This is a genomic window from Nostoc sp. UIC 10890, from assembly GCF_054786515.1.
In genome coordinates, this window is the sequence record NZ_JBSGKF010000005.1 from 1 (window position 1) to 24,485 (window position 24,485).

At 40.4% G+C, this 24,485-nt stretch carries 19 protein-coding genes; 14 read left to right on the plus strand and 5 right to left on the minus strand.

From position 1 onward, the window contains the following. Positions 1 to 4,443 (minus strand): hypothetical protein (locus tag ACWATR_RS33625; RefSeq protein ID WP_460342679.1); only part of this gene is annotated, 4,443 nt, incomplete at its 3' end. Positions 4,444 to 4,492: 49 nt separating this feature from the next. Between ACWATR_RS33625 and ACWATR_RS33630 the strand changes: the two genes are divergently transcribed. Beyond that, positions 4,493 to 5,023, plus strand: coding sequence for a hypothetical protein (locus ACWATR_RS33630; RefSeq protein WP_460342681.1), 531 nt, complete (start codon positions 4,493 to 4,495; stop codon positions 5,021 to 5,023). A 79-nt stretch (positions 5,024 to 5,102) separates the two neighbouring features. Here the strand turns inward: ACWATR_RS33630 and ACWATR_RS33635 are convergent, their stop codons facing one another. Together ACWATR_RS33635 and ACWATR_RS33640 are read right to left on the minus strand one after the other, a co-directional pair. Beyond that, positions 5,103 to 5,459, minus strand: coding sequence for a hypothetical protein (locus ACWATR_RS33635; RefSeq protein ID WP_460342684.1), 357 nt, complete (start codon positions 5,457 to 5,459; stop codon positions 5,103 to 5,105). Positions 5,460 to 5,670: 211 nt separating this feature from the next. Next, positions 5,671 to 6,090, minus strand: coding sequence for a hypothetical protein (locus tag ACWATR_RS33640; RefSeq protein WP_460342687.1), 420 nt, complete (start codon positions 6,088 to 6,090; stop codon positions 5,671 to 5,673). A gap of 84 nt (positions 6,091 to 6,174) precedes the next feature. Between ACWATR_RS33640 and ACWATR_RS33645 the strand changes: the two genes are divergently transcribed. Further along, positions 6,175 to 6,981: a hypothetical protein gene (locus ACWATR_RS33645; RefSeq protein ID WP_460342690.1), complete on the plus strand. Its 807-nt coding sequence runs from the start codon at positions 6,175 to 6,177 to the stop codon at positions 6,979 to 6,981. A 67-nt stretch (positions 6,982 to 7,048) separates the two neighbouring features. Here the strand turns inward: ACWATR_RS33645 and ACWATR_RS33650 are convergent, their stop codons facing one another. After that, on the minus strand, positions 7,049 to 8,296 hold the full coding sequence (locus ACWATR_RS33650; protein WP_460342693.1) for a ParM/StbA family protein: 1,248 nt from the start codon (positions 8,294 to 8,296) through the stop codon (positions 7,049 to 7,051). Positions 8,297 to 8,557: 261 nt separating this feature from the next. After that, positions 8,558 to 9,100 carry a hypothetical protein gene (locus tag ACWATR_RS33655; protein ID WP_460342696.1) on the minus strand — a complete coding sequence of 181 codons (543 nt, stop codon included), beginning with the start codon at positions 9,098 to 9,100 and terminating at the stop codon, positions 8,558 to 8,560. 876 nt (positions 9,101 to 9,976) lie between these two features. Here ACWATR_RS33655 and mobV point away from each other — a divergent pair. The 12 genes from mobV to ACWATR_RS33715 all read left to right on the plus strand — a co-directional run bounded on the left by mobV (position 9,977) and on the right by ACWATR_RS33715 (position 24,438). Further along, positions 9,977 to 11,731 carry a MobV family relaxase gene (mobV, locus tag ACWATR_RS33660; protein ID WP_460342699.1) on the plus strand — a complete coding sequence of 585 codons (1,755 nt, stop codon included), beginning with the start codon at positions 9,977 to 9,979 and terminating at the stop codon, positions 11,729 to 11,731. A gap of 123 nt (positions 11,732 to 11,854) precedes the next feature. Beyond that, positions 11,855 to 13,477, plus strand: a complete 1,623-nt coding sequence (locus tag ACWATR_RS33665) for an ATP-binding protein (RefSeq protein ID WP_460342702.1) — start codon at positions 11,855 to 11,857, stop codon at positions 13,475 to 13,477. A 5-nt stretch (positions 13,478 to 13,482) separates the two neighbouring features. Further along, the gene (locus ACWATR_RS33670; protein WP_460342705.1) at positions 13,483 to 13,998 is read left to right on the plus strand and encodes a DUF192 domain-containing protein; all 516 of its coding nucleotides are present in this window, start codon (positions 13,483 to 13,485) and stop codon (positions 13,996 to 13,998) included. A gap of 108 nt (positions 13,999 to 14,106) precedes the next feature. Continuing rightward, a complete protein-coding gene (locus ACWATR_RS33675) occupies positions 14,107 to 14,706 on the plus strand; it encodes a hypothetical protein (protein WP_460342708.1) in 600 nt (199 codons plus the stop codon). A 235-nt stretch (positions 14,707 to 14,941) separates the two neighbouring features. Continuing rightward, positions 14,942 to 15,247: a hypothetical protein gene (locus tag ACWATR_RS33680; RefSeq protein WP_460342711.1), complete on the plus strand. Its 306-nt coding sequence runs from the start codon at positions 14,942 to 14,944 to the stop codon at positions 15,245 to 15,247. Then, complete coding sequence (locus ACWATR_RS33685) at positions 15,225 to 18,041, plus strand: hypothetical protein (RefSeq protein ID WP_460342714.1); 2,817 nt, start codon at positions 15,225 to 15,227, stop codon at positions 18,039 to 18,041. Before ACWATR_RS33680 ends, ACWATR_RS33685 begins: the two co-directional genes overlap by 23 nt. Positions 18,042 to 18,275: 234 nt before the next feature. After that, positions 18,276 to 18,998: a hypothetical protein gene (locus ACWATR_RS33690; RefSeq protein WP_460342717.1), complete on the plus strand. Its 723-nt coding sequence runs from the start codon at positions 18,276 to 18,278 to the stop codon at positions 18,996 to 18,998. A 68-nt stretch (positions 18,999 to 19,066) separates the two neighbouring features. Beyond that, positions 19,067 to 20,167: a hypothetical protein gene (locus ACWATR_RS33695; protein WP_460342720.1), complete on the plus strand. Its 1,101-nt coding sequence runs from the start codon at positions 19,067 to 19,069 to the stop codon at positions 20,165 to 20,167. Positions 20,168 to 20,172: 5 nt separating this feature from the next. Further along, positions 20,173 to 20,937, plus strand: coding sequence for a hypothetical protein (locus tag ACWATR_RS33700; RefSeq protein WP_460342723.1), 765 nt, complete (start codon positions 20,173 to 20,175; stop codon positions 20,935 to 20,937). 5 nt (positions 20,938 to 20,942) lie between these two features. Then, positions 20,943 to 22,502: a TrbI/VirB10 family protein gene (locus ACWATR_RS33705; protein ID WP_460342726.1), complete on the plus strand. Its 1,560-nt coding sequence runs from the start codon at positions 20,943 to 20,945 to the stop codon at positions 22,500 to 22,502. After that, positions 22,499 to 23,227, plus strand: coding sequence for a hypothetical protein (locus ACWATR_RS33710; protein WP_460342729.1), 729 nt, complete (start codon positions 22,499 to 22,501; stop codon positions 23,225 to 23,227). The genes ACWATR_RS33705 and ACWATR_RS33710 overlap by 4 nt, the downstream gene beginning before the upstream one ends. After that, a complete protein-coding gene (locus tag ACWATR_RS33715; RefSeq protein ID WP_460342732.1) occupies positions 23,224 to 24,438 on the plus strand; it encodes a hypothetical protein in 1,215 nt (404 codons plus the stop codon). Before ACWATR_RS33710 ends, ACWATR_RS33715 begins: the two co-directional genes overlap by 4 nt. Positions 24,439 to 24,485: the final 47 nt, after the last annotated feature.

The window sequence follows — 24,485 nt, forward strand, 5'->3', positions numbered from 1 at the left end:
AGCTTTAAACCCATTAGCCACCTCAATAATCCGTTTTTTGTAATTTTCTGGCTTCCCTAACTTATCTGCGGCATTGTACCAATTTCTCAAATCATCAATAGTAATTGTCGGGGGCTTCTCTACGCCTAAAGGTTCGGTTTTTGCACTATTAGTAATCTCTGGTGTAGGAGGAGTACTAGAGAGTAATGGAGTTGTAGATTGGTTAGGTGGGGATTGTGCTGTTTGTTCTGGCGGTTTTAAAAATTGCGGTCGCGTGGCAAGGGAGCTAACGAGTTGCTGATATTCAGTACTTGATTCAATCACAGCCCCAAATTTCTTGGTCATGTTATCTAAAGTTTTGGGGGGAATTGAACTATTAACCAAGTTAAATACTGCTAAACCTTTTTTGGTTTCTCTAATAACATTTTCGCGTGGGGCAAGCGAGAATTTAACATTTTGAGCAGTTAACCATTTAGCAACAGTATCAGCTTTATGGTTGTCAACAGCCAAGCCCATGACTCCAAGCTTTTTGTTTGATTGGGTAGAAAATAGGAATGTGGGACGCTCTTTAATATGATGTAGAATTGGCTCACTGCTATTAATCATCTCTTGTTGTTGGGGATTAACCGATTGAGTCCCAAAAACTTGGAATTCCTTCGTCCAGTTCTGGGGATACTCAATAGTACTGGGGTCAATTTTGGCGCAGACTAATGAAAAATTACTTTGAATAATAGCGGGTGCAGGTGTCAATTGTCCGCTTTTGAGTAGCCCAAGCTGTTTGAGCGCGTCTTTGTCCTTTTTGAAGTGCAGTACTCCTAATGGTTCACCATTCAAAAACACAGCATCTCTGGTTTTTAAAGGTGGCAAATCGATAGTCAGTTTTCGGTAATCTTGGTCATTAAATGTCTGACCAGAAAAATCATAGAAGTTAATTTTATTAATTTTGAGGAGATTACCATTTGGGGACTCACCCAACAAAAAAGCTTGATCTCCGGTTTCGGAGATAGAAGTAAGTTTCAACTTCAGGGGCAAAGCATTTTTTAGGTAATCAACTTGTTTTAACTGTTCGACAGAATCACTGTCTAACTCACCCAAAGTTTTATTATCAATTTTGAGCTTGACAGTTTTATCAGTCACCGGCACAGTACCAAACTCTAGATTTACGGGTTGGTCGTTAAAAACAAGTCCTGCATAAGAGAAGTTCTTGAGTTCGCGGATGGTAATCTCAGTCGGCTCGTTTCCTGGTATTCCAATAGTGGCCTTTGCAGTAGCAGGTTCCACGCCAACGAAATTAGCTTGTGCCTTTGTGCCAATCGGTAGCTGTCCAGTTCTGGGTTCAAGCATGGCGAATTCTTTATATTCGCCGTCAGTATCCTGTACAAATAACAGTCTGGAAACGTGGCGTTCGTGTCCCGGTGGGTGGTGGCTAGCCCTAATTTCTATCGCGTGTTTTTCGCTGGGATTCCAGTCTCTACCCAAAAATTGATTCGCTTCATTATTCAGCGTGACTAACTTTGGTTCAGTAAATTGCAACTGCTCCAGTCGGGAGATAATCTCATTGGGGAAAGCAGCGAAGGCGAAATTGGAAACTTTTTTAGCGTAAGCCTGGGGGTTTGCGTTTTCTTTACGTGCAACTTCCAGTTCATCTTGGCGGGATGCACAGATGTTCCAAGCGGCGGCAGCCGCAGCAAGTTTGTCTGACTCTGGGATTTTCGCGTAAAATGCAACAGCCGCATCATAAGCCTTGGCAAAGAGTAGTTTAGTTTGGCTTCTAGTAAGTTCTGGTTTAAATTCTAGTACTTTAGCCCCCTGCGTGGCCATCCCCGGTTTGAGGTTATGGTCAGTTATCGACTGTTGGCTAACTGTCCCAAGATGACGGTATGCGGGTTTCCCATCTTTATCAATTTCTCCATTAATCTGGGCGACTGCTAGTAATTTGTGGGGGCGTTCACTACTTGTAAATTTAATTTCTTCTAGGCGAATGTTCAACGTCTCGGCTTTCCAGATTTCAGGATGCCCGTAACGGGTGAGATTGGTAATTTCCAGTTTGCAAGACTGTGGAGTTTGCACAATTGCGGATGGCCCTTTCTCGGTTTCACGCCGTTGGGACATCCGAACCGCTGCGTTGAATTTCTGGTCAAACTCGTACTTCGCCGCGATCGCTGCAAATTTCTGCTGTGGTGTAAATTCTACCCCTTTGAACAAGTCTTTAAACTGGACGATGGGGCGCGATTCTAACTGTGATTCTTGGAAATATTTATTAGTTTGATTAATTAATAATTCTACTGGGGAGTAGCCCTTTGGTGTTATCCCCGTGTTTAAATAAACTGAACGCGACTTTTTATCTTTAATATAGTTAACATCACGATACAAGTAGCGGCTGTTTTCCCTGATTTTATCCATCTCAGGTTTTTTAGCACTTTTGAATAAATCAACCGCTATTTGGTTTTGATAACATCCCTCCTCAATCATACTCCGATACATCAAGCGGTTAATATCCATCGCTTGATGCATATTTTCTGGGGTTCTTTCAGAATGAGCAAGTTCAACAAACCCTTGCATATAAGGCTTGTATTCCTCTCTAATTAACTTTGGCTTTTTGCACTGTTCTTGCTCAAACAGGGTTTCGTAATGGTTAGAAACTTGGTCTAGATAATTTGATTTCTGCTCAAAAGTACCGTAAGTTTTTAGTACCTCAATTTCTGATTCTAATGCCTCCAGTGCAGTAACCTGATTGTTGATTATGCCCACGCTGATGCTATCGCTCATGTGGATAGCAATTTTTTCAAATGGGGGCTGGGTTCCATCGGTGGGATCATAAAATGATTGCTTTTTTAGCTTAACTGTGGGGGAATAAGCGTTTTGGGGAAGATTTCTTCGCTCTGCCTCTGCTGTTAAATTGGGATATAAGCTGGCTTTTGCCACACCAATGCAGTCACCATCAAAATCTCGTGCTTGGCGTTCTGATTCGGTTTCTGCCGGGTCGATAAAATCAACATCGATTCCTTGCGCTTCTAACTCTGTAATTCTGGCTTGTATACGCTTGTGGTCTTCGTCATTGACTACAATTATGCCTTCTAAGGGTTCACCATCTGGCCCTAGCTGATCCTTAACATATTTATTATTAGAAACACACAAACCATTAGAATTAAGAAAAGGAGAACGGAAGTTAAGAATTTTTTCTTGCTCATCAAGCCAAGAGACACAGATTTCACCATTTTTGAGTTCCTTGGATGGAATAATCATTCCTCGGTCAAAAGTAAGCCTTTTCCCTACAGCAATATCTCGCCACTCACTTTGTACAAACCGATTTAATTCCTGTTTGACCTTCTCTGTTTCTAATAACTGCTGATGACCAAGTAAATCGGCTTTAATGAGTTTGTACATGAATAAGTCATCTTTGGCGGGGTCATCATCTAACTCCTGATCTGCATCTAAGTCATCATTTGTCTCTAAGTTTTTAATATCTGTTTCAAGATTTGTGACTTCTCCTGTCTTTGATTTGTTTTGGCTCAATGATTCTTTACGTTTTTCGTATCTTTCACAATAGTATGCAGCAACATTTCTAGGGTCATCTTGAATAGAGGCTAGTTTTTCAGCTTGTACCTCTAGTGACTCGGCAAAATCTTTAATTCCTTGGGGGAAAGATGCCAGCAGTTGGGAGATAGACATCTGACCTTGTTGAGATTGCCCTTTTTCAGCTAACCAAATATTTTGCTGATATAATCCTGGTTGAATTTGAGGTTTAGTGGGGCCTTTGGGTCTATCCTTATCTGTTCCCTTAAAACTGCTTACAGGGAGAATTATATCAATTTTTGGTTTGTTATTTGGATCTGCATATTTGATTTCATCTAGCCTGTATGGTCGCAGTGTTCCTTTGCCAAAACGATATTTAGTAGTATCTTCTCCTACTCCATCTACCCAACCAAATCGATGCTGAATTACACGATAGCTTTTATCTGCTTGGAATTCTCTTAAGGTTACTTTGTCATAAAGTTGTGTTGAAATCTGCCCATAACAGTCACCAACTAATTTATATGCCAAATCATTCGATAATATTCCTCCATTTTCACCCCGGTTATTAGTAGAATCATCTACTACCAGAATGCTTAACTTTTCGTGAATTGAATTTTTACAAGCCCCAAGGAAGATTGAACCATAAGCTCCACGGTCTTTACTATCTGGACAAATTTTTTGAATCGTTTCTAAACATTCTTTATCTCCATAAAGTAAGCGAGTCTTAGAAGATAGCAATAAAATCTGTCCATCTGGATGATTATTTAATTCTTCGGCGGTGCTGTATTCATCTGAGTGTCCAAACGAGAATTCTTTGCCAGGAAAATAAAATTCTAATAAAGTATTACTGAGCTTTTCAGTTAAAATTGATTGAGAGCTAGTTTTGTTATCGTCTATATAGATCCACTGATTTAAACGAGGGTCAAAATGCTTCAATTCTAAAGCCATAACTGTTAAGTGAATTGATGAAAATTAATCAACTTTTGAGGAGATTTATATGTCAAGAATTAAGCGTTGGATAAATATGCACAAGGATGAGTTCCATCCAGATGGCAGCTTGAAAAATGAAGCTCGACAAGAAATGTTATCTGTGGGAATGAGTAATGAGGCAATTGATGATTATGCCTCTAGGCTAAAAGCAAGATACGACGAGTGGAAGCACCTGGACGAGACTGACCCAGAGCCGTGGCCAATCTACACAGCCTACGATTTCTTTACTGAACAAGAGAAAAAGGAATTTAACCCCGATGGTTCTCTCAGACCTGAATATATAGAATATGCTCAGAAAATTGGTATCAGTGAAAGTGCCCTGGAACAGCTTGAGTGGCGCAAGAAAATCGAGGTTGATGATTACAACAAAGTGTCTGCTAAATACGCAGAAAAGGGTATTAATTTTGGTGCATGGCAGATGAGAGGAAGGATTGAAGATAGCAGAACTTACGTTCAACGTCGGCAGCAGATGGAGCAAGACCTGCGTAACTTTGAGGATGCTGACAGTCTGCCTTTCGACAAAGACACAGCATATTAGGTGAGCCTAAGCATAGTGAGGAATAATATAAGCTGAAAGGGTTAGCAGACAAGGCTTTCAGCTTTTTAGCAAAATCTTTTTAATGAGGTTGAACAGCAGGTGGGTTAGCAGCTGTCGATGGTTTGACTCTGGCGAATGCCCCATTAAAAAAGGCAATCATTCCTAAGATGGCGAAGGCTGTAATGATTACTCTTTGCAGTGAATTGAATGTCGAGCGTTCTTTGATTACTTCAGCCCACATCACTTGCAGTTGGTCTTGTGTTGTTTGCTTTGAAGCTAAATAATGGAGAGCTTCAATACAAGGGGATATGTCTTCCCCTTGTTGAACCTTCTGATACAACAGATTTTCTAGTCGCTCTTTCTGTTGAGGGATAGTAAATGAGTCTGTTGCTTTTTGAGAGTGTGTACCGTTGTGGGTTGGTAATTGTAGTGTCATAGCTTTAGTTCAAAGTTGGAAAAAGGTGTAGAACAAATATTTGGAAGAGGGGGAAAGGTTAAAGGGAAAATTCTATCCCTTTCCCCCTAAACTTTCTTCATAAGAGCTACACCTTTAGAGCATGTGAAACGCTAACGAATAAGCCAAAGTTTAGGTCTTCTAGCCCCAAAAAATCAATAACCAGGAGTCTACAAAAAAATCGTACTTTTGGCTAAATTTGGATTTCCAAGTCTTCGTTCTCTTGACTAAAGGATTGAAACTGGTTTTGTTGGGAGGCAAGTACTGATGGTTGATTCGGTTGAAACGGACTTGTACCGTCATTGAAGATTTCTTGTGCAAGTGTGCGTCCATCCCCGTCAGTATCACTCTCCAAGATATATCCTGCAACGTGTTTAGGCATTCCTGCTGTTATGGCTTGCGCTAGTAGAGCTTTAGTAAATTCTGGTGATGCTTCACTCTCGCTCAAGACTTGCAATACAGACTCAGCATCAGCAGTAGTCATTTTAGCGATGTCTTTAACTCCCGCTTCTTGCCAAACGTCATCGAAAAACTCCACTGAACGTTCATCAAAACTTTGAGACGCAGCAAATTGGGCTAGCTGTTGGGTGTAAAGTTCTTGGTCGTTATTCATATATTGTTAGAGTCGTGATGGAGCAGTTTAATAGTTGAGTTCAGCGCTGCGCGAAGAGTTGATGAAAATCTCGCACAGCTAATTATGGCTAAGAAAAATTTCGCCGCAGCCCAAGCAGTTGAGTTGTACATCGGCAACTATCGGTTTGACGCGATTAGAATTGTTGAAACTGAAGAATACCGGATGTCCCAAAATCATATCCTCGAAACAATTGGTATAAATAAAAACTGGTTGACCAGGTTACAGTCTAGCTTACCCCGTGTGAACAAAACCCTTATGGAGCAAGGCTTAAATCACGTTACAGTCCATGCGGAATATACGGTTAAAAATACAGTGACACGTGCTGTAACGTGGTCATTGAAAGACGTTCGGATCATCTGGCGTTACTTTGATAAACAAGGAAATCATCAAGCAGCAATACTGGTTGATGCACTTGCTGAAGATTCTCTAATCAGCAGGTTTAATCAAGTCTGGGGTAAGCAACACACAGTCGAGCAACGCCGGATAGATGATTGCCGCATTCTCTCTACACCTTGCCCGTGGACTAAAATGTTTGAGGCTGAGTTTGAAGAGAATTTGGCTCGGATCAGTAAGCTGCACAAAAAGCACATTAAAAATGGCTTGTACTATTGGGAATTCATTTATAGTTGGATGACACCAGAGGAAAAAGCCAAGCTCGACACTGTTAATCCCGTTCTTGCAAGTGGGCGAAGGAAGTACAAAATACATCAAATGCTTTCTCATGAAACAAAGGAGAGATTATCCCCACATGTCACATCAGTGCTGATTTTAATGAAGTCAGCCAATTCGGTAGCAGAACTGAGGCGGCTGGTGCAGCGACAGTATGGGGTAGATCAACCGAATCTGTTTGATGGCTGGGATGTTAAATAGTTAGCTTGAATTATGCGATCACTCAGAAAGTTGGCTGACTCTATGAGCGATCGCACTTCAAAATGTTTCAACTGTTTAAAGGTTGTTCAGCCTCACGTTTTTTGGCGTATTCACGGAGTTGGGCAAGGCCAGAAGTAGGGGTAGAGAGTCGTGATTTATTGGGGTCAGGGACTAAATCTTGTCTGCGGTCGTAAACAAAGTTCTTGTCTAACATCAATATATAAGTAATGTGCGCCGTCCAAACATCAGCGACGCGCTCACCAAGACCCTTAGTATCAAGAGGAGCAGGGAATTGTACACCGCCATTCCAAACAATAGGTATACCTTCATTTTGAAAGTGGTCAGTTAACTCCTTCTTGACAAAATCAGCAGTCCCACCACAAATGAGAATTTCATCAAGTGAAGGGATGTTTCGTATCCAACGTACAAGAGCGCGACAGTAATCAGAGCGAACTTCAGGGAGAATGTTTTGAAATAATTTTAAGTCGGCAGATACACCTTCGGGTGTGGCTTGGCGGGACAAAGAACGCAAAGGCTCAAAGTTGCCCTTACCAGCAGCAATGATTGCAGTCACTAAATGTTCATCTTCTTTGGACAAGCCTACAGCAGTGCGTTGGACAAACTGCTGTACTAACCAATTCATACCTAAATCAGTAGTTTCAGCCAAAGCCGGATTCCCTTTTTGGCTGAGAACGAAACTAGCGTTCCGGTAGCCAAGCATCAGCAAACCGATATTTTTTTGGGTATATGATGCAGCCAGAGTGCGACTGCGGTATATCATAATGCCACTGCCTTCCGGGGCAACATGAAAATTACGCAGCTTACCTTTTAATTTGTTGGTGGGAGTTACAATTCCCCGGTTGAGTGATTGCCCTAACTTTTTACCGAGATTATGAGCATTACTAATTTCTCCCGGTGGCATCAATACTTGGACAAAGGCATCAATATTATTGGTATCAAGCTGAAACTGACGGCAAGCTAACCACAACAAACCAGCCAGTTTTGGTAAAGCATAATGAGATTTTAAATCCCGCAGTGCAGAAGTCCCAGCAAAAACACTTTTTGCCAATGCACCCAAAACATAATACTCATCGCCCATTCCGACCCAAATACTGGTGTTATATGAGTTTGGGACGAAACGCGCTACAGAAGTTTTAGAGACATCAGCGATTTCAGGTGGCATTGCTAATACTATTGGCACACCTGAAGGATAAATTTGAGCGATCGCTTTTGTCTCACTGCCACCAATGTCAGCTGAGATGACGATTTTGGGAGTATTAACAGCAGGTTCAGGATTTGGATTCGGTTTATTCATGAATTACCTCAAAAGATTGAATGTGTAGCGGTTGCATGGTGGCAAGCGTGGGAGTTCTGGAAGCGCGGGAAGTGTGTCCGGGGTAGGGAGTGTAAGAAGCGCATCGGTATTTGACAAAACAAGGTTAATCAAAATGATTACTCAACAAAATCCTTAACCTCCTATACCTCCTATACCTCCTACACCTCCTACACTCCCCACACTTCCCTTGCACCCTCTCATCCTTATAAACTTGCCGAAATTAAACGTACTATTTCACGACTAAACCCCAAATAATTTACTAGTCCTTCTCATTTCCTCTGTTATCTCTACAGGTATCAAATCCTTCTCGTAGTCATAATCTTCTTCATCTGGAAGCAAAAGTTCTTCTCTAACTTCAACATCATTAGATATAGATAGTGCAGTCGCTGAGTCAGACCCTTGAGAATTGACAAGCTCTGTCTTGTCCAGTGATATATCGTTGCTAAGGGTAGCACCTGGGTAGTCAGCAGTGGTATTCATTAGTTGAACAACAGTACTTATTTGAGGTGAAATCCCAAAAACCTCGCGGATCAGAGAAGCCTGACCTTCTAATTGTTTGATTGACCAGATTGCTATGCGTCTTAATTCCTCGTCACGCACTCCTACAGAATGCATCACAAAAGGTAGCCAGTAGGCTTTGAGCGCATTTATAACAAACTCAGAAAAATCTAAATCTAGTTTCAAAGGGTTCGACTTGAGGTAGGTAATTATTTTGCCATCCAAACTCTCAAGAGAACGCTTAATTGAGATTATCTCTTGCTTTACCTCATTCATATTATTCATTCAGAAATTTTCCGAAAACAGTAATCCAAATATTTCCAATGACTCAGCGAAAAGTCCGAGGCGCAGATGGGAAGCCCCATAAATAAATTTAGGGGTCTAATTTAGGACGTATTATTTTTTGTGCATTTTGAGCGTAAATCAATTTAATTGCTCTGAAGCCTTTGAGTAGAAGGGAATCTAAAATCTTTATCCTCTGCTCACTGCTCCCTCACTCGCCTATTCCCATGTTCTTTTGTTAGAAAGCTTTCCTGCTCCATGCTCAAGAGCTTCTTTGCTTAAGAGTTATCAAATAAGAATTCAGTTTGAACTCTGTATGACTGACTCTGAATAAGTAGGCTTAACACCCTCACTAAATTATAGATTTAGTGGTCAACTTTTGTACCTGACTCCAAGTTTAAATTTATTGCATTAAAACAAACGAAGACTCATGCAAAGACAATCGAACAAGTCTACTAGCCTAAATAATAGATTAGCACTCTAATTAATTTTTCAAACTTCACTCACCCTATCTTTTAAAAGTCTGGCAATCTACACAAAACTAAAGTAGATTCACTGCTAAACTGTATTGTATAATACAATTCCCCACAGGTAGTTATCGGGCTACCACACAGGTGACACCTAGCTACCTGTGGAGCAAAAAAGTAGTGGTTTTTTGTGATTTTTGATTTTCCCGACAGGTAGCTGTGTGGTACCCCTCAAGGTAGCTAGCGAGGAGCGATAAAATTGCCGAAAATCAAAGAATCAGCCGCCTCTAAATAAACGTACCTAGTACGCTTATTTTTGCTATTCTTGATTTGGTCAAAATGCCATTTTTAAGCTTGAGTAAAAATACTCAATGAGCCTAAAAAATAATTTTAGTTATCAGATGAAATATTGTTGACGAGAGAAAAAAGGTGGGCGGGAATGGCGTATGCGATCGCTCGTTTAAAAAAAATAAAGCAGAAGGATATAGGGAGTAGCGCGTCTCACACATCTCGTGAAAGGGAAACACCGAACGCTGATTTGTCGGTAGAGAATATTAGGTTTATAGGCAGCAGCGATCCCGAATCAAGGTTAGAAGATTTGGTGATGGCAAAGATAAATGAGGCTCCGCAACACAGGAAGATAAGGACTGACGGTGTTTACTGCGTCGAGATGTTACTGAGTGCATCGCCAAGTTACTTCCGTGCCTCATGTCCAACCCAGGCAGGGTATTATGAGCAAAATAAATTAGATGTTTGGCTAGAAGCGACGCACCAATGGTTGTCTGAGGAATACGGTTCGCGGATAGTCAGGGCAGAATTACATTTAGATGAAGCCACGCCACATATTCATGCTTACTTTGTGCCAGTGGATGACCGGGGCCAGCTACGGTGTAATCACTTTTTCGATGGGCGGCAGAAAATCCAAGCATTTCAGGACTCCTACTATGAAACGATGCGGCTGATTGGTTTGGAGAGGGGGTTGAAGGGTTCCAGAGCCAAACACGAGGATATAAAGGATTTTTACCGGATAGTAGAAACTGGGCAAAATCTGGAAGTATCAGAGTTGAATTTGGAGCAAATCAAAGCCAAAGCCGCAGATCGAGACAGGGCAGCCCGTCAACTTCGACAAATGGAAGCAACAGCTAGAGAACTGGCTCAAGCTAATGAACTGCTGCAACAACGCCTTGCCCAATTAGAGAAAGAGAAAGAAAAATATCGACAACAAACTCAGCAGTTGCGTGACTTAGCCTTGGAAGATGTGGCTTGGGAGTTAGGTTTAGACTTTAAACCCAGTCAATCTAATAGGTGGGTAGGTCATGGGCACATCATTAATATAAATGGGGATAAATTTCAGTCCGCCTCCCCAGGAGTAGAAAAGGGGGGTGGGGCAATAGATTTGGTGATTCAGGTGAACAATTACAATTTGCGGCAGGGTTTGGCATGGCTCAATGACAGATTTGGGGAATCGGGGGCAGAACGAGCAGCGATCGCAGCAGTCAAGAAACAAACAGCAGATATTCTTCAAACCGAACCAGCCCCCAAGTTTGTGCCACCAGTTGAGGATAAAAGCAAGTGGACTGGAGTACATGACTACTTGACTCACTTCTGGGGGCTACCTTCAAACTTTGTACACGGATTTCACCAATCGGGGTTAATTTACGCTGACTCTAAGCAAAATGCAGTGTTTGTAATGCGAGATTTGAACCAACAGGTTAAAGGGGCTTACCTTGAAGGAAGTGAATTTAAGGGTTTGGCAATTGGAAGCGATCGCACAAACAGTTGGTTCCATTTCCAGTTGGGTGAGCGAGGAACGACCAAAGTAGAAAAAGTGGTGCTTTGTTCCTCAACGATTGATGCTTTCTCATACGCAATGTTGGAATATTCCAAAACTGGGTCAATACCAAAACAGCGAACACTGTACATGGCACTTGCTGACCCCAAAAGTACACCTGTGGAGCGATTAGAGGATATTTCTCAAATCAAAACGGCGTTCAACTCCGATGAATTTGGAGAAGCTACGGCACTTGCTGTTAAGAAATTACTGCCCCAGGTTAGACGCTCAAGACCCAAAACAGTCTCTTGGAATCAGGATTTGTTACTTGAAAAGTCCCTACAGCAACAACAACAGCAACAACAGCGTAAGTCAGAAGCAGATTTGAGTCTTTAGTGGCGATTGCTGCCTGAGTGCGAATAAAAAAATGGCCAAAAGTATGAGAAACTTGGGTACTTCAGACTGTGAGTAGAAAGTGAGTCAGCCTTTATTATCAGTTTGATGCTCAATAATTTACCTATGAGTTCACAACTGATCAAAAGAATATTTTCTTTACGCGAACAGAACAATCCCTTAATAGCAGTGGAATCTCCATTGCAGGAGAGGATAAGCTTACTTGAAAACCTAACTAAAGAAGGCATTAATCTTGGTATTAATTGTTATCTCTGGATGTTAGAGGATGACAGATTGTACCAGTTAAGAATGAGTAATTCGGGATTGGCATTCTCAGAAATTAAAGAGTACAAGAGAATCGCTTTTAAAGTTGTACGCGAAGATTCCTTTGAAATTTTGCGGTTTTGGAAGACAAGCCAGTTGCAAGGGATGTTGATCCTGGAAGGGATATACCCGTGGCTAGGGCAAGGAGGGACGAATGCAGATTTCTTCCTGACAGCAGAATGGATTAAGTCAGCCCTGATTAACATTAAGCTTTACAATGATAACTCTGGTAAAACAGCTTTGTTGCTGGGGCCAAACGCAAGCCTGAAGTCAGATATAGCAGGTCTAATACCGACAATTACCCAAGAGTTACCCACGGTTGAGGAAATTAGTGATTATCTGCCAAAAATATTACCCGACTCAATTACACAAGCCCAAATCAATGAAATAGCGAATACTTGTGTAGGGATGTATTTAGTAGATGTTGAAACAGCAGTAAAAAGTGCGCTAGCAATTGACAGCAGTGAATTAGTTAAAAAAGTTTCTGCTTATAAAATCGAGTTATTCAAACGAGTTTACAATGTGGAATTTCTGCAACCGATGACAGTTTCAGTCGGGGGACTGGAATTAATGCAGTCAGCATTTAAGAGATACAAACGACTCTTAACACCGTTGGCGAAGTCTTACAACTTGCGGCTACCAAAAGGTGTTTTACTGATTGGCCCACCCGGAACAGGTAAATCTCACTCAGCCAAGGCTTGTTCTCAAATACTGGGATTACCCTTAGTAATCGTGGAGTGGGGTAATTTCCGCAGTTATGGAAATATGGCAGAATACAAGCTTAAACAGTTATTGGCACTAGTAGACCGGATCAATCGTATAATCTTATACCTGGATGACTTTGATAAGGGATTTGCAGGTGATGATGATTTATCACGAAGACTAGCGGGGATGTTGTTAACCTGGATGCAGGAAAGAACAAGTGATGTATTAATAATCGCTTCAGCCAACAATATCCAATGGCTACCACCAGAGTTAACCAGAAGTGGGCGATTTGATGAAATATTCAAAATCGACTTACCAAACAACGGCGAAAGACATTCTATATTTAAGATTCACCTAGCAAGATTTGATAAACGCTTTGCCCTGGATGGAGATGCCTTTAGCCCAGAAGAATGGCAAAGATTATTGAAGGTAACACATCGTTGTGTCGGTGCAGAAATTCAGGCAATTGTCGAAAGGGCAGCAATCTCAATATTCTGTCAATTGTTTGGTGAAGATACTCCAGCACCAAAAGATTTGCCGCCATTAGAAATTACCCTAACTGCACTATTAGAATCAAGAAAAAATGTAAATCCCCTGGCGATACGTGAAGCTGACCGAATAGAAAGTATGCGTAATATTGCAGATTTGCAAGGATTACCATCTAGCCCCGTGGATTCATCAATATATAGCGTGGGCGATGTTGATATTTTTGGTAACTAAGTTTTATGCAAATACTAAAGTTTCAATCGAAAATCAATTGGTACGTTGCTGGCTTTAAGATGCTAAACATTGCTGGGCCACTAGCTGGAATATCAGTAATTTTGTTCACAGCAGTAGTATCTTATATCGAAACTCGTCCCCAAAAATTGCCTCTTCAGTATAAACTTATTCACAATAACCAGACTTTTTATTTAGAGGCGGCAAATAAACCACAAGAACTTGAGATTGGACTCAAATGGAGAAATAATCTAGAGAGCGATCGCGGAATGTTGTTTAACTTAGGTCGAGAGTATAATAATGTACCCTTTTGGATGCACCAAGTCAAAGTACCCTTAGATATCATATACCTTAAAAATAATCTGGTGACAACAATAATTCGCAATGCACCACCATGCCAAAAAAATCCTTGTCCAATTTATTACGGTGTCGCTGCGACACAGGTTTTAGAACTTAAAGCGGGTGCTAGTAATATTCAAGTTGGGCAGAAATTAGTAATAGAGTCTATACCTAATAAATTGTAACAAATATTCCCTGTAGCCAAAAGGACTAGTTTTTTTTGTACTAGAGTCTGTAGGATTTTGAAAGTGAGTTGTGAATAATGTGGATAAGATTTCATCCACTCACAAATTATGCAGATATCAGACTACGAAAATCCCAACACAACAACCTCTGGGACAAGACAAACAGCAGTTCTACCATCAAAAAGAAAGAAAGCGATTGAAGGTAGCACTATTGGGCTGATGGGAGTAACAGGAGCATTAATGATTCTGGAGATGTCAGTCCACAACATAATGCTTGGAGGATTGATGATCGCAGGGGCAATAGCAGTTGCAATTCCAAAACAAACACAGGCATTGCTAACAAATTTTGAAAATCTACAACGGAAATGGGGAGTAAATTTATATGCAATATTGTTTGCATTTCTGTCGTTAATATTTCTTTTGGATTTTGCTTCTTCGCCAGCCGAAGCCCAGTTTTTTAACAATGCTCAAACCTGGATGACTGGTGCTTTCGGCAATGCTGGTAACGGGCAAACACAAGCAGTTATAGTATTGTTCTTTAACGTATTGAGAGGTTTATTTCTACTTTATGTAGGTATCAGTTTGGTAAGAATTGTTCAAGCAGCCCGAAACGATGAAGATTGGCAGACATTAGCCAGGACTCCATTAATTATCGTACTTTCAGTCTTTGTTGGAGACTTAGTTACTGGTCTAATTACTGGAGCTTGAAGAAGAATTCAGATGTTCTGGATTCAGGAGTCAGAATCACTCTTTATAGGGATATAAAAATACTGTTTATTCCTCTGCCACTCCTACAGAATTCATCCCTGTTTTCTGACTCCTGACTCCTGAATCCTGTTTTCATAACTGTTAAAAACAACACCACCTTAGTCGCAGCATTTCTTGAATGAGAAAAAGTGCCCTGATTCAAGAAATGCTTCATATTAACAAGTAGTAAAAAAAGATGAGAGATGAAAATAAATTTAGAAGTGTAAATAGAATTTTAGGAGATAGACCCCGATTAGGCCCATTTCCCGCCGATCAGATTTTCCCTTGGTCAGTTATAGCAATATTAAATGTATTTGTTTTCAACTATATATTGAAAACAAGTTGGTTAGGCACAGGATTAAGCATCGCTTGGGGATGGGCTACATGGTGGTTACTGTCATCAAATCAAGAATTTTTTGGCAAGTTTGTGCCAGTGCCTCGGATTATCAGAGGATACAAGCGGAATAACTATAAAACTTATGGCAACAAAGCAGACAGATAAGATCAAGAAACAAAGGTTAGAAGCCGAGCAAGTTAATGTAGTAAAAACTCTTACCCCCTTTGAAGACATTATCCATTTAGCTGGGGTTTGCGATGTCGCTTTGGGAGGGAGAAAAAGCATAGGAGCATTAATTCTCAAAAATGGGGAATCAATTCAAATTAAATTCTGTTTTGATTGTGTAGGAATTCATTCTAACTTAGCCTCTGAGCAAATCCTCCCAATCTTTGAGAGCATAGAGGCAGGTTTAAAAGAGATCCCATCAGCAGAGTCGTTAACCATACATTTGGGTTCCTTTACAGACGATTATTCGAGGCAATCTGAATTAGAGTCTATGGAAACCAATTGTGATCTTGAGCAACTGAAATTGCTAATTAGGAGTGAAAGGTTACGAATCAAAGAACTAACCCACTCTGGAGTCAGGAAGAACAAGTTTTTAAGATTATGGTGTACTTATACAGCGCTAGCTGAGTCAGAAAGAAGCCAAGACATTGTAGAGTCGGCAATCCGAAAGTTAGAGAAAGTTTGGTTTAAATTCACCGGAGAAATTCACGCTTTTAACAATAGTAGGATTGAAAATATCCTCAAAAATTCATTTAGTGATGGTTTTTTGCAGTGGGAATCGTTGCTGAGTAACAAAATGAAACTAGGAATCAGAGTTTTGAGCGCTGAGGATATTTGGAAAGTCTTATGGCATCAATTTAATCTGACATCACCGACACCAATTCCTAATCCTTTAATGATTAGTCAGACTCAAGGATTAGTAGAAACTCAAACTAGTGATTTTCACATTCGGCATCATCTCTTGGAGAATGAAGAATCTGTTCCATTCTTAGATCGGCAATGGGTAAAGATTCAAGATAAATATATTGGGGTGATGAATTTCAGCCAAAAGCCGGGGGGCTGGATAGATGAACGCTCTCAATTACGATACCTTTGGGAATTAATTTCCAAAGAAAGTATCTCAGATACAGAAATTATCTGTCAAATCACTAAAGCTAATCAAGCGATTACCAAAACTAATTTACAACGCCTTACTAAACAGTCAATTACATCAACAGCCTTATCAACAAGTAAAGGAAACATCGATGTGAAAGCTGGAATAAATATTGAAGAATCTGTAGAGGCGCAACGAACCATTTATAAAGGAAGCGTTGTACTTTATACCGGAGTAGCTTTTCTTGTTCATAGAAAATCAACAAGAGAACTCAATCAGGCTTGCAAATACTTAGCTTCCTACTTTTTAAGACCAGCAGCAGTAGATCGAGAAAAAGAATACGCCTGGAAGACATGGTTGCAATGTTGTCCCTTTGTTTGGGAACCACTGCTAGCAAAACCTTTTAACCGCAGACTGCCATATTTTAGTTCCGAAGCACCAGGGCTGATGCCTTTGATTCGTACAGCTACAGGAGATCAGGCTGGCTTTGAGTTGATTGCCGAAGAGGGAGGTACACCAGTACACCTGGATTTGTACAAACAGCATAAAAACATAGCAGTTTTTGGTGCAACTCGTTCGGGGAAATCAGTACTAGTGGCTGGAATTTTAACACCTGCACTTGCTCAAGATATACCAGTAGTAGCATTAGATTACCCCAAACCAGACGGGACATCGACATTTAGTGATTACACCAATTTGCTAGGTCAGGATGGTGCATACTTTGATATTTCCAAAGAGTCGAACAATTTGTTTGAACTACCTAATTTGAGGGGGATGGATCAAGAAACCATTAATGAAAGATTGAATGATTTTAAGGAATTCTTGAAATCAGTCTTAATGACAATGGTGATTGGAACTAGCGTCATTGGCGTTAGCCCTTCCATGATTACTAATATTGAATCTATCATTGCCCTAGCCTTGAAAACGTTTTTTAATGATGACGAAATTAAAGTTCGGTATAAGTTGGCATTAGCCGCAGGAGTTGGCACAAAAGCTTGGTTGGACACTCCCACATTACAAGATTTTTTGAATTATTGTTCACCAGCATTTCTCAAGATAGATTCTATAGCCAGCAATAGCCAGGAAATTTTATCAGCCTTGGAGCAAATCAGATTGAGATTAAAGTACTGGCTCTCCACAAGAGTTGGAGAATCAATTAGTCGTCCCTCGACTTTCCGAACTGATGCTAAGTTGCTGGTATTTGCACTGCGGAATTTATCAAGTGAGGCAGATGCAGCGATTTTAGCTTTATCGGCTTATGCCGCAGCCCTTCGACGTGCTTTGTCTTCTAAAGCCAGTATTTTCTTTCTGGATGAAGCGCCGATTCTATTCCAATTTGATGCGATCGCCGAGTTAATAGGAAGGCTTTGTGCCAATGGTGCAAAAGCAGGGATACGGGTGATTCTTTCGGCTCAAGAACCAGAAAGTATTTACCAAAGCAAAGCCGCTGCGAAAATCTTCGCCAATATTACAACCCGATTGATCGGCAGAATCCAATCTTCGGCTGTAGATCCCTTTGTTGATAGATTTAAATATCCTTACGAAATCATTCAAACCAATAGTACAGAGGCTTTCTATCCAACAAAATCCGGCATTTACTCACAGTGGTTATTGGATGATTCAGGCAAACTTACATTCTGTCGTTATTATCCAGCACATTGTTTATTGTCCGCAGTCGCTAACAATCCTTATGAACAAGAATTACGAACTCTATTCTTGAAAAAATATCAAGATAATCCAATACTCGCACAAGTCAAGTTTTCTGAAGATTATATCAGAATGGTTCGGGGAGAGCCGTTATCTCCAACAGCCCAAGAATTACTTAGGAGTTTAAATTCTAAAACCTTAGTCGTCAACTGATTGTAGGTTGCAAATTGCAGATTGACCCCATAACTAAAGTTAGGGGCTTGGAATTGATAGATTTTAGATTTATTGATGATTTTAGAAGGTAGATTATAGATTATCCTCATTAATAAATTAAGGGGCTTGATTTTTCAATCTGCTTTTCTTTAATCTCCAATCTCCAATCTTCTCGGTAACATCAATGTAGAATTCTTCTTCATCAATTCAAGGTAAAAAAGGGAGTATTTCAGTATGAAGAGAATTAAAAAAAATAGTCTAGCTGCCATTATATCTAGTGGAGTTACAAGTCTATTAATCACTGCACCCAGTTACGGAATATCACTAGACTTAAATACTTTTGTGGCTGAAATTAGGAATCAGATTCAGAGCGAAATGAGCCAAATTAGCAGTATAGCTTCAGATAAAATTAATAATTTCTGGGCAGCAGCCCAAGAGGATGCTAATTTCGCAATTAATGGTGCTACTGGTGTGATGGGTGCGCCAGATCCAGTTGAAAGTGGTCAGCGTTTGAAAGTATCCTTAGCATCCGGCTCTGATTGGGCAACAGCATCGACGCAGGCACAAGACTTACAGCGAGAAATTACTAAAGCATCAGTCTCTGGTGTATTAGGGCAACTTGGTCAGCAAGATACTGCCAACAAAATAGATCAAACTACACAAACGGCTCAAGATGCCTCAAACCTGGGACAGGAAGCGCAAGATATGAATGCCTCACAGAATATTTTAAAAGTAATAGCAGCCCAAAATAGTCTGGTGGTTTCGATGCTGGCACAACAGCGCACTGATTCATTGCAATCACGCTCTGATACCGCACAGTCTAATATGATGCTGACCCAAATTGCAGAGCAATTAACAGCAAATCGCCAAAAAGAAGATATTCGAGAAGAAGGATTAATTTCTCTCAATCTCGAAGTTGTAGGTATGTCTGTGCTAGATCCCACTTATGCACCTTAATGGTGCAAGGGTGTGTTCGCAATTCGCTTTTTCGCCCATTCGCAATTCGCAAAAGAAAGGATTTTTGTATGTATTTATTAGCGCAACAAGTGCTTGGTGGTGAGCTAGCCAAAAAAGCATCTGAAACAAGTGTATTCATATCAGCAGGATTTGATGATTTATGGAATAAAACTTTAGCTGGTGAACTGTACAACAGTATATGTACGGTCGGGGCATTATTTGCAGTTGCGACATTAACTTTTTTCATGATTGAGTGGACAAAGCAAATGATCAATGGCGATGAGCAACGAGCTTTCACTGATTTTATCTGGCCCTTGATTGTGGTGGTGTTGTTGTCAAATCATGGCAAAGTGCTAGGAAACTCGACGTTAGGGATTAGGAACTACATCAACAATGTAAATAATATGGTGTTGGTACAAACGGCTGAAGGGCTAGATTTAAGAGTCGCATTTCAAAAAGCAGCAGGGGTATCAGCTGCTCGTAGTGCTATTGGATTAGCAATGGAAAGATGTCGCAGTTCTTCATTACAGCCGAATGAATCAATTGCTTGTCTACAACAGGCTAAAGAAGATTTAAGCCAAAAATACCCGTCTGCTTTTGATCAAAATAGTGGCCCCTTTAAATGGCTGATGGATGGGATAGATAAAGTCATTGATGCTCCGATTGATGCAATAAAAAATAAAAGAAATCCAGTTCAGATATTATTCTCTTCCATTAGTGGTTTTATTGGTTCTGGCGTTACTTCAATAATTTCATTGGTGATGCTGTCGATGAATGGCTCATATCAATGGGCAATTGAATTAACAATGTTAGTTACAGCATTTCTCGGCCCGCTTGCTGTTGGGGGTTCTTTATTACCTTACGGAGCGAAATCAATTTACACTTGGCTGATTGGTTATTTCAGTATTGGAATATGTAAACTCTCTTTTAACATGATTGTTGGTTTTGCTGGGCAACTAATCTCTGATTCTCAAGCAGATCAACCCATGTTCTTCCTGTTTACAATTGGCATTTGCGCTCCCTTCTTGGCTACGGGATTAGCCGCAGGTGGTGGTTTAGCCCTGCTACAACAAATTAATAAAGCCTCAGAGACTTATGGTGCGATTGCCGCAGAAGCTGGCATTGCAATAATCACTAGAGGTGTTAGTTTGGCGAAGTCTAGGAAATAAGAGATATGGTCAACACGAAAAAGCGAAAATCAGAGCCATTACAACTACTGCAATTTAATAAATCCGTCCCGACAAGAATTGGAATCATTTCATTAGTAGGATTTTCTTGTGCAGTATTTTCATTACTATTGCAATTTCTCAATTATGGAGCAATCAGAGGATTAAGTAAAAAGCAATTAGCTTTAGTACAGTTAGATGATGGCAAAACTATTACTGCTAAATCAGTAGACCAAAATCAACGTTCGCCAGAAGTAATCAAGAAGTTTGTTGGTGATACGTTCACTAGAATGTTTAGCTGGGATGGGTTAGTGAAAATTGATAACCATAAGGGAGAAGTAATTACCAAGCAAGACAGAGGAATAGATATTGATGCAGTAAGTGGAAAAAAGAAAGTTACAACTAAGGCTTATGAAGCTGCTTTTGCAATTAGTGAAAAACAGAACTTTCGAGCAGCCTTTTTACAAAAGCTGGCAGAACTCACCCCCAGCAGAATATTTCAAGGAAATATGCAAGCGTCTTTAATTCCTCGTTATATTGGAGAGCCGCGATTAATTAGAGATGGGGTCTGGCAAGTAGATATCGTCGCAACTATTGTGACTTTTACAACTTCTGATAATACGGGACTTGGAATTACCTTCAATAAGACTGTGACTGTCGAAGCAGTGAATACGCCACAAGAAATTACTGCTCTCACTGAACTTTCTCGGAAAATCTATGAAGCTCGGAGCGCTGGTTTAGAAATTACACAAATCAATGATTTGAAACTCTAATAATTATGTCACTAAAAAACGAACACCAGAATTTGACTATAGATCAAATCTTGAGATTTTCAGAGGATACAAATGATGGACAAAGCAGAGAAAAGCCGGAGGACTCCGAAGAATTTCCATCGATTACCAAGCACACTGTCACTACTTCTCCTTGGTCAAGATTGGGGATAATCGCTATTCCTTTTGGCTTAGGGTTTTTAGTAATCTTTTATTTTCTTAATGGCATATTCAATCCTGGTAGAAGTCCAGAAGCGATAACTGCCAAAGCTGATAAAACATCCACAACCTTGGAGAAAGTCGAGCAACAAGATGGTGATGTCTATGCCAAATTAGCCTTGAATAAACAAGAAGATGAATTGAATAAGATTAATCAGAGTAAGGAGGAAGTTAAAATTAATAATAAGCCTGCAAGTGTTGCAGCTTCGCCATCAACATCAACAGCTAGACCTGTAGCACAAACACAAAGTCCTAGCCCTAGACGATATTACGTTCCGAGTAGAACTAACCCGACTATTTCATCACCACCTCGTAATCCAACGTTGCCAAGAATTAGTAATCCTTTTAGGACTGTTACGCCGAAAACAGAAACGCCAACAGACGTGATAGCCGAATTTAATCGACTTCGCAGCTTAGGATCTTACGGAAAAATCGCTTATACGCCTACTTCAAATAATCAGCAGATATCAACAGAGGCAACATCCTTTCAAGCACCGAGTACAACACGAATTCAACTACAGCCACCTAATAGTGCTTATACAACACAGCAAACACGTCCTAACTTTTCTAACAGTACGCCCACAGAAATTGAGAAAATTCGCCCTCGTTGGTCAGCCGATTCTAAATCTGATAAACAAATAGCAGATGGTAATTACTTGCCTCAAGAAAACCAAATTCTGCAACAGCGTAAAACTCGTTATTTAGTTGTCGGAGAATTTGCAAATGGTGTTTTAGTGACTTCAGTCATCAAGCAGCAAAGCGAAAATCGCTTCCAACAACAGCAAAATCCAGATGATACTAAACGCTATGTTGCTAGATTAACGGCTGATTTGCGTGACAACTATGGAAATGTGGCAATTCATAAAGGCACAATATTTACCGTTGAACCCCTACAGGTTGATGGTGGCTCTTATGTAACTGTGCAAGTCACCAGCATTATCAAAGATAACACTGAGTATCCAATTAGTAGCGGTGCAATTTCTGTATTAGGAGAAGGCGGCAAACCATTACTAGCTAAACAGTTCCAAGATAAGAAAGGGGGAGGTTCTGACTTGACTGTGGGATTAGTTAGTGGTTTGGGTCAAGTAGGAGCAATCCTGAATCAATCTGATTCTACGAGCAGTGTAGTTAATTCTGCTACTGGGACATTTAGCTCTAGCACGACTTCAAACAGCCAGCGCAATATTGGCGGGGCATTCTTGCAAGGTGCTTTTGGCAAGCTTAGTGACACCATTGCTCGCCGTGCAGAAGCTTCTAACCAACAAATTACCCCTCACAAGAATGTTTGGTATATCCCACAAGGGACGAAGATTACCTTTTTGGTGAACCGTTCTCTGGAGTTGCCATGAAGAAACTGATACTCCTCTTAACGATTGGACTGTCCTTACTTCCAATCAAAGTGATAGCTCAAAGTACAGTCCGCACCGTAAAGCAATCTCAGGTTAGTGGCAGTACTGCCAAGCTGCAAAAAATTAAGGTCTGGAATGGTTCGGGCGTATCAATTTCATTTTATGAAGTCAATGAGATGGTAAAGCGGGTGTGGATTGACGATCCCTCCCAAGTTTTGATTGACACTGATGGTTGTTTAGAGGGAATCGACCAGAATTGTCAAAACAGTAGTGCTGGATTACTTCACTTACGCCGGATTAAAAAGCTTCCGGTTCCAGGACTGCCGCAAACTAGTGCAACTTTGCTTACAGTGATTACTCAAACTGCTTCTGGCTCACGCAAAGTTTACCATTTTCAAGTTACCCCATCTAATTCCCGTCCTGAATACAGTCAAGTGTCAATTATCTCAGATAAACCATCTTCAAGAGTTACTCGACCCAAATTATCGCCATTAGTACAAACTATCAACACCATAAAACAAATTAGAGCGGGGATGAGCGTAGCGATTAGTAATGGTTCGCTCTCCTCATCTGATGAACTTCATAATCGGATTGAGCAATTCTTGACTCATTTTCAAGCTGGAGAGCAAATGCCTATTGCTGCTCTTCAGGCTGGTGTCTCACTTAATTTAGTTAACAAATTAATCGAGCTTGGACAAAAAAACGGCACAGAGGGAAAAATATGAAATCATCAAAGCGTTCGCCCAAAATTAGTTTTGACACGATTCGCTATTTAATATTGTTTGGATTGCTCGGAGGATTGTTTATTCACAGTTTTTGGAAATATGGAATTATGAATCAGGTAATTGGATTTATACTGCCCAAAGCCTCGGCACAAGTCCCATTTGTCAGTAGCAACAATGGCTTGATTCCAGACTGGTCAAAAATGAAGTTTCAAGACATGATTGTATCTGAATCTGGTAATGTGACTTACCCATCCGTGAGAGGTAATCAGACTAGAACTTGGCAAGCTGGACAAAGTATTGGCGATTTTATGGAGCTTGGAGATTTTGAAGATGCTAATCTTAATATTGAAAAGCTTAACCTCAAGGCGATATCTCAGGCATTAGCTATTGATTTAGATGGTTTAAAGCTTGATGATTTTGGAGTCATCAAAACTCAAACCCTTAGCGATTTAGTCAAAGCTATACCTGAATTAGCTAATCAATCAGCCAGGAATGTCGCACCAATAGCTGACTTTTTTCGCCAAATGGGTATCAGCACTAATCAAAGAATTGGTAATGTTGCTAATTATTACAACTTCGACAATATCCCTCTCGGCAATAAAATTGATTTGTCTAAATACAAGCTGACATCGATTCCGGGAATTGAAAACTCATCATTTGATGAATTTGCTAATTGGCAAGATACTCTCATTTCAGACATTCCCGGATTAAAAGATTTATCTTGGAATAATTTTCCTACCGTACCAGAGCCGGATCTGTCTTTTGTTGGGCAAGTAGATTTGCCTTTGGGAGATATAGAAGCTAACCGGATTCGCAGCATTTCTGGCAGTTATCAAGAAGGTTTTAATGTCCCTTGCAAGTCCCATAATTGCGCCCACTTTGAAGCTTCAGGTCTTGGTCAGACCACTGGAGCGCAATGGATTTCGGGTCAAGTCCAGAAAGTTAAAGGTGGCTATGGAATTTTAGCTGTAGCTAATGGTGGCCTTGAGCCAACTGGTCGTCATCCCTTTGGCAAATCATTTAAACAAGTTGTTTGGGATATAGATGAATCAACCGGTTCCGTTAACACTGCTATGTTTTTCCGTTTCTGCAAGAATATTCCCTTTGTTGGTCGCACTTGTACCCCCTATTTTATCGGGCCAGTCCCATTCATTACTTACTATGAAAAAGACCCAATTATTTTTGGTAGTCCTTCTACTGTTCCTGATTAAATAGCACTAATTCATGTAGAACCTAGCCAGGAATATCAATAATTTAC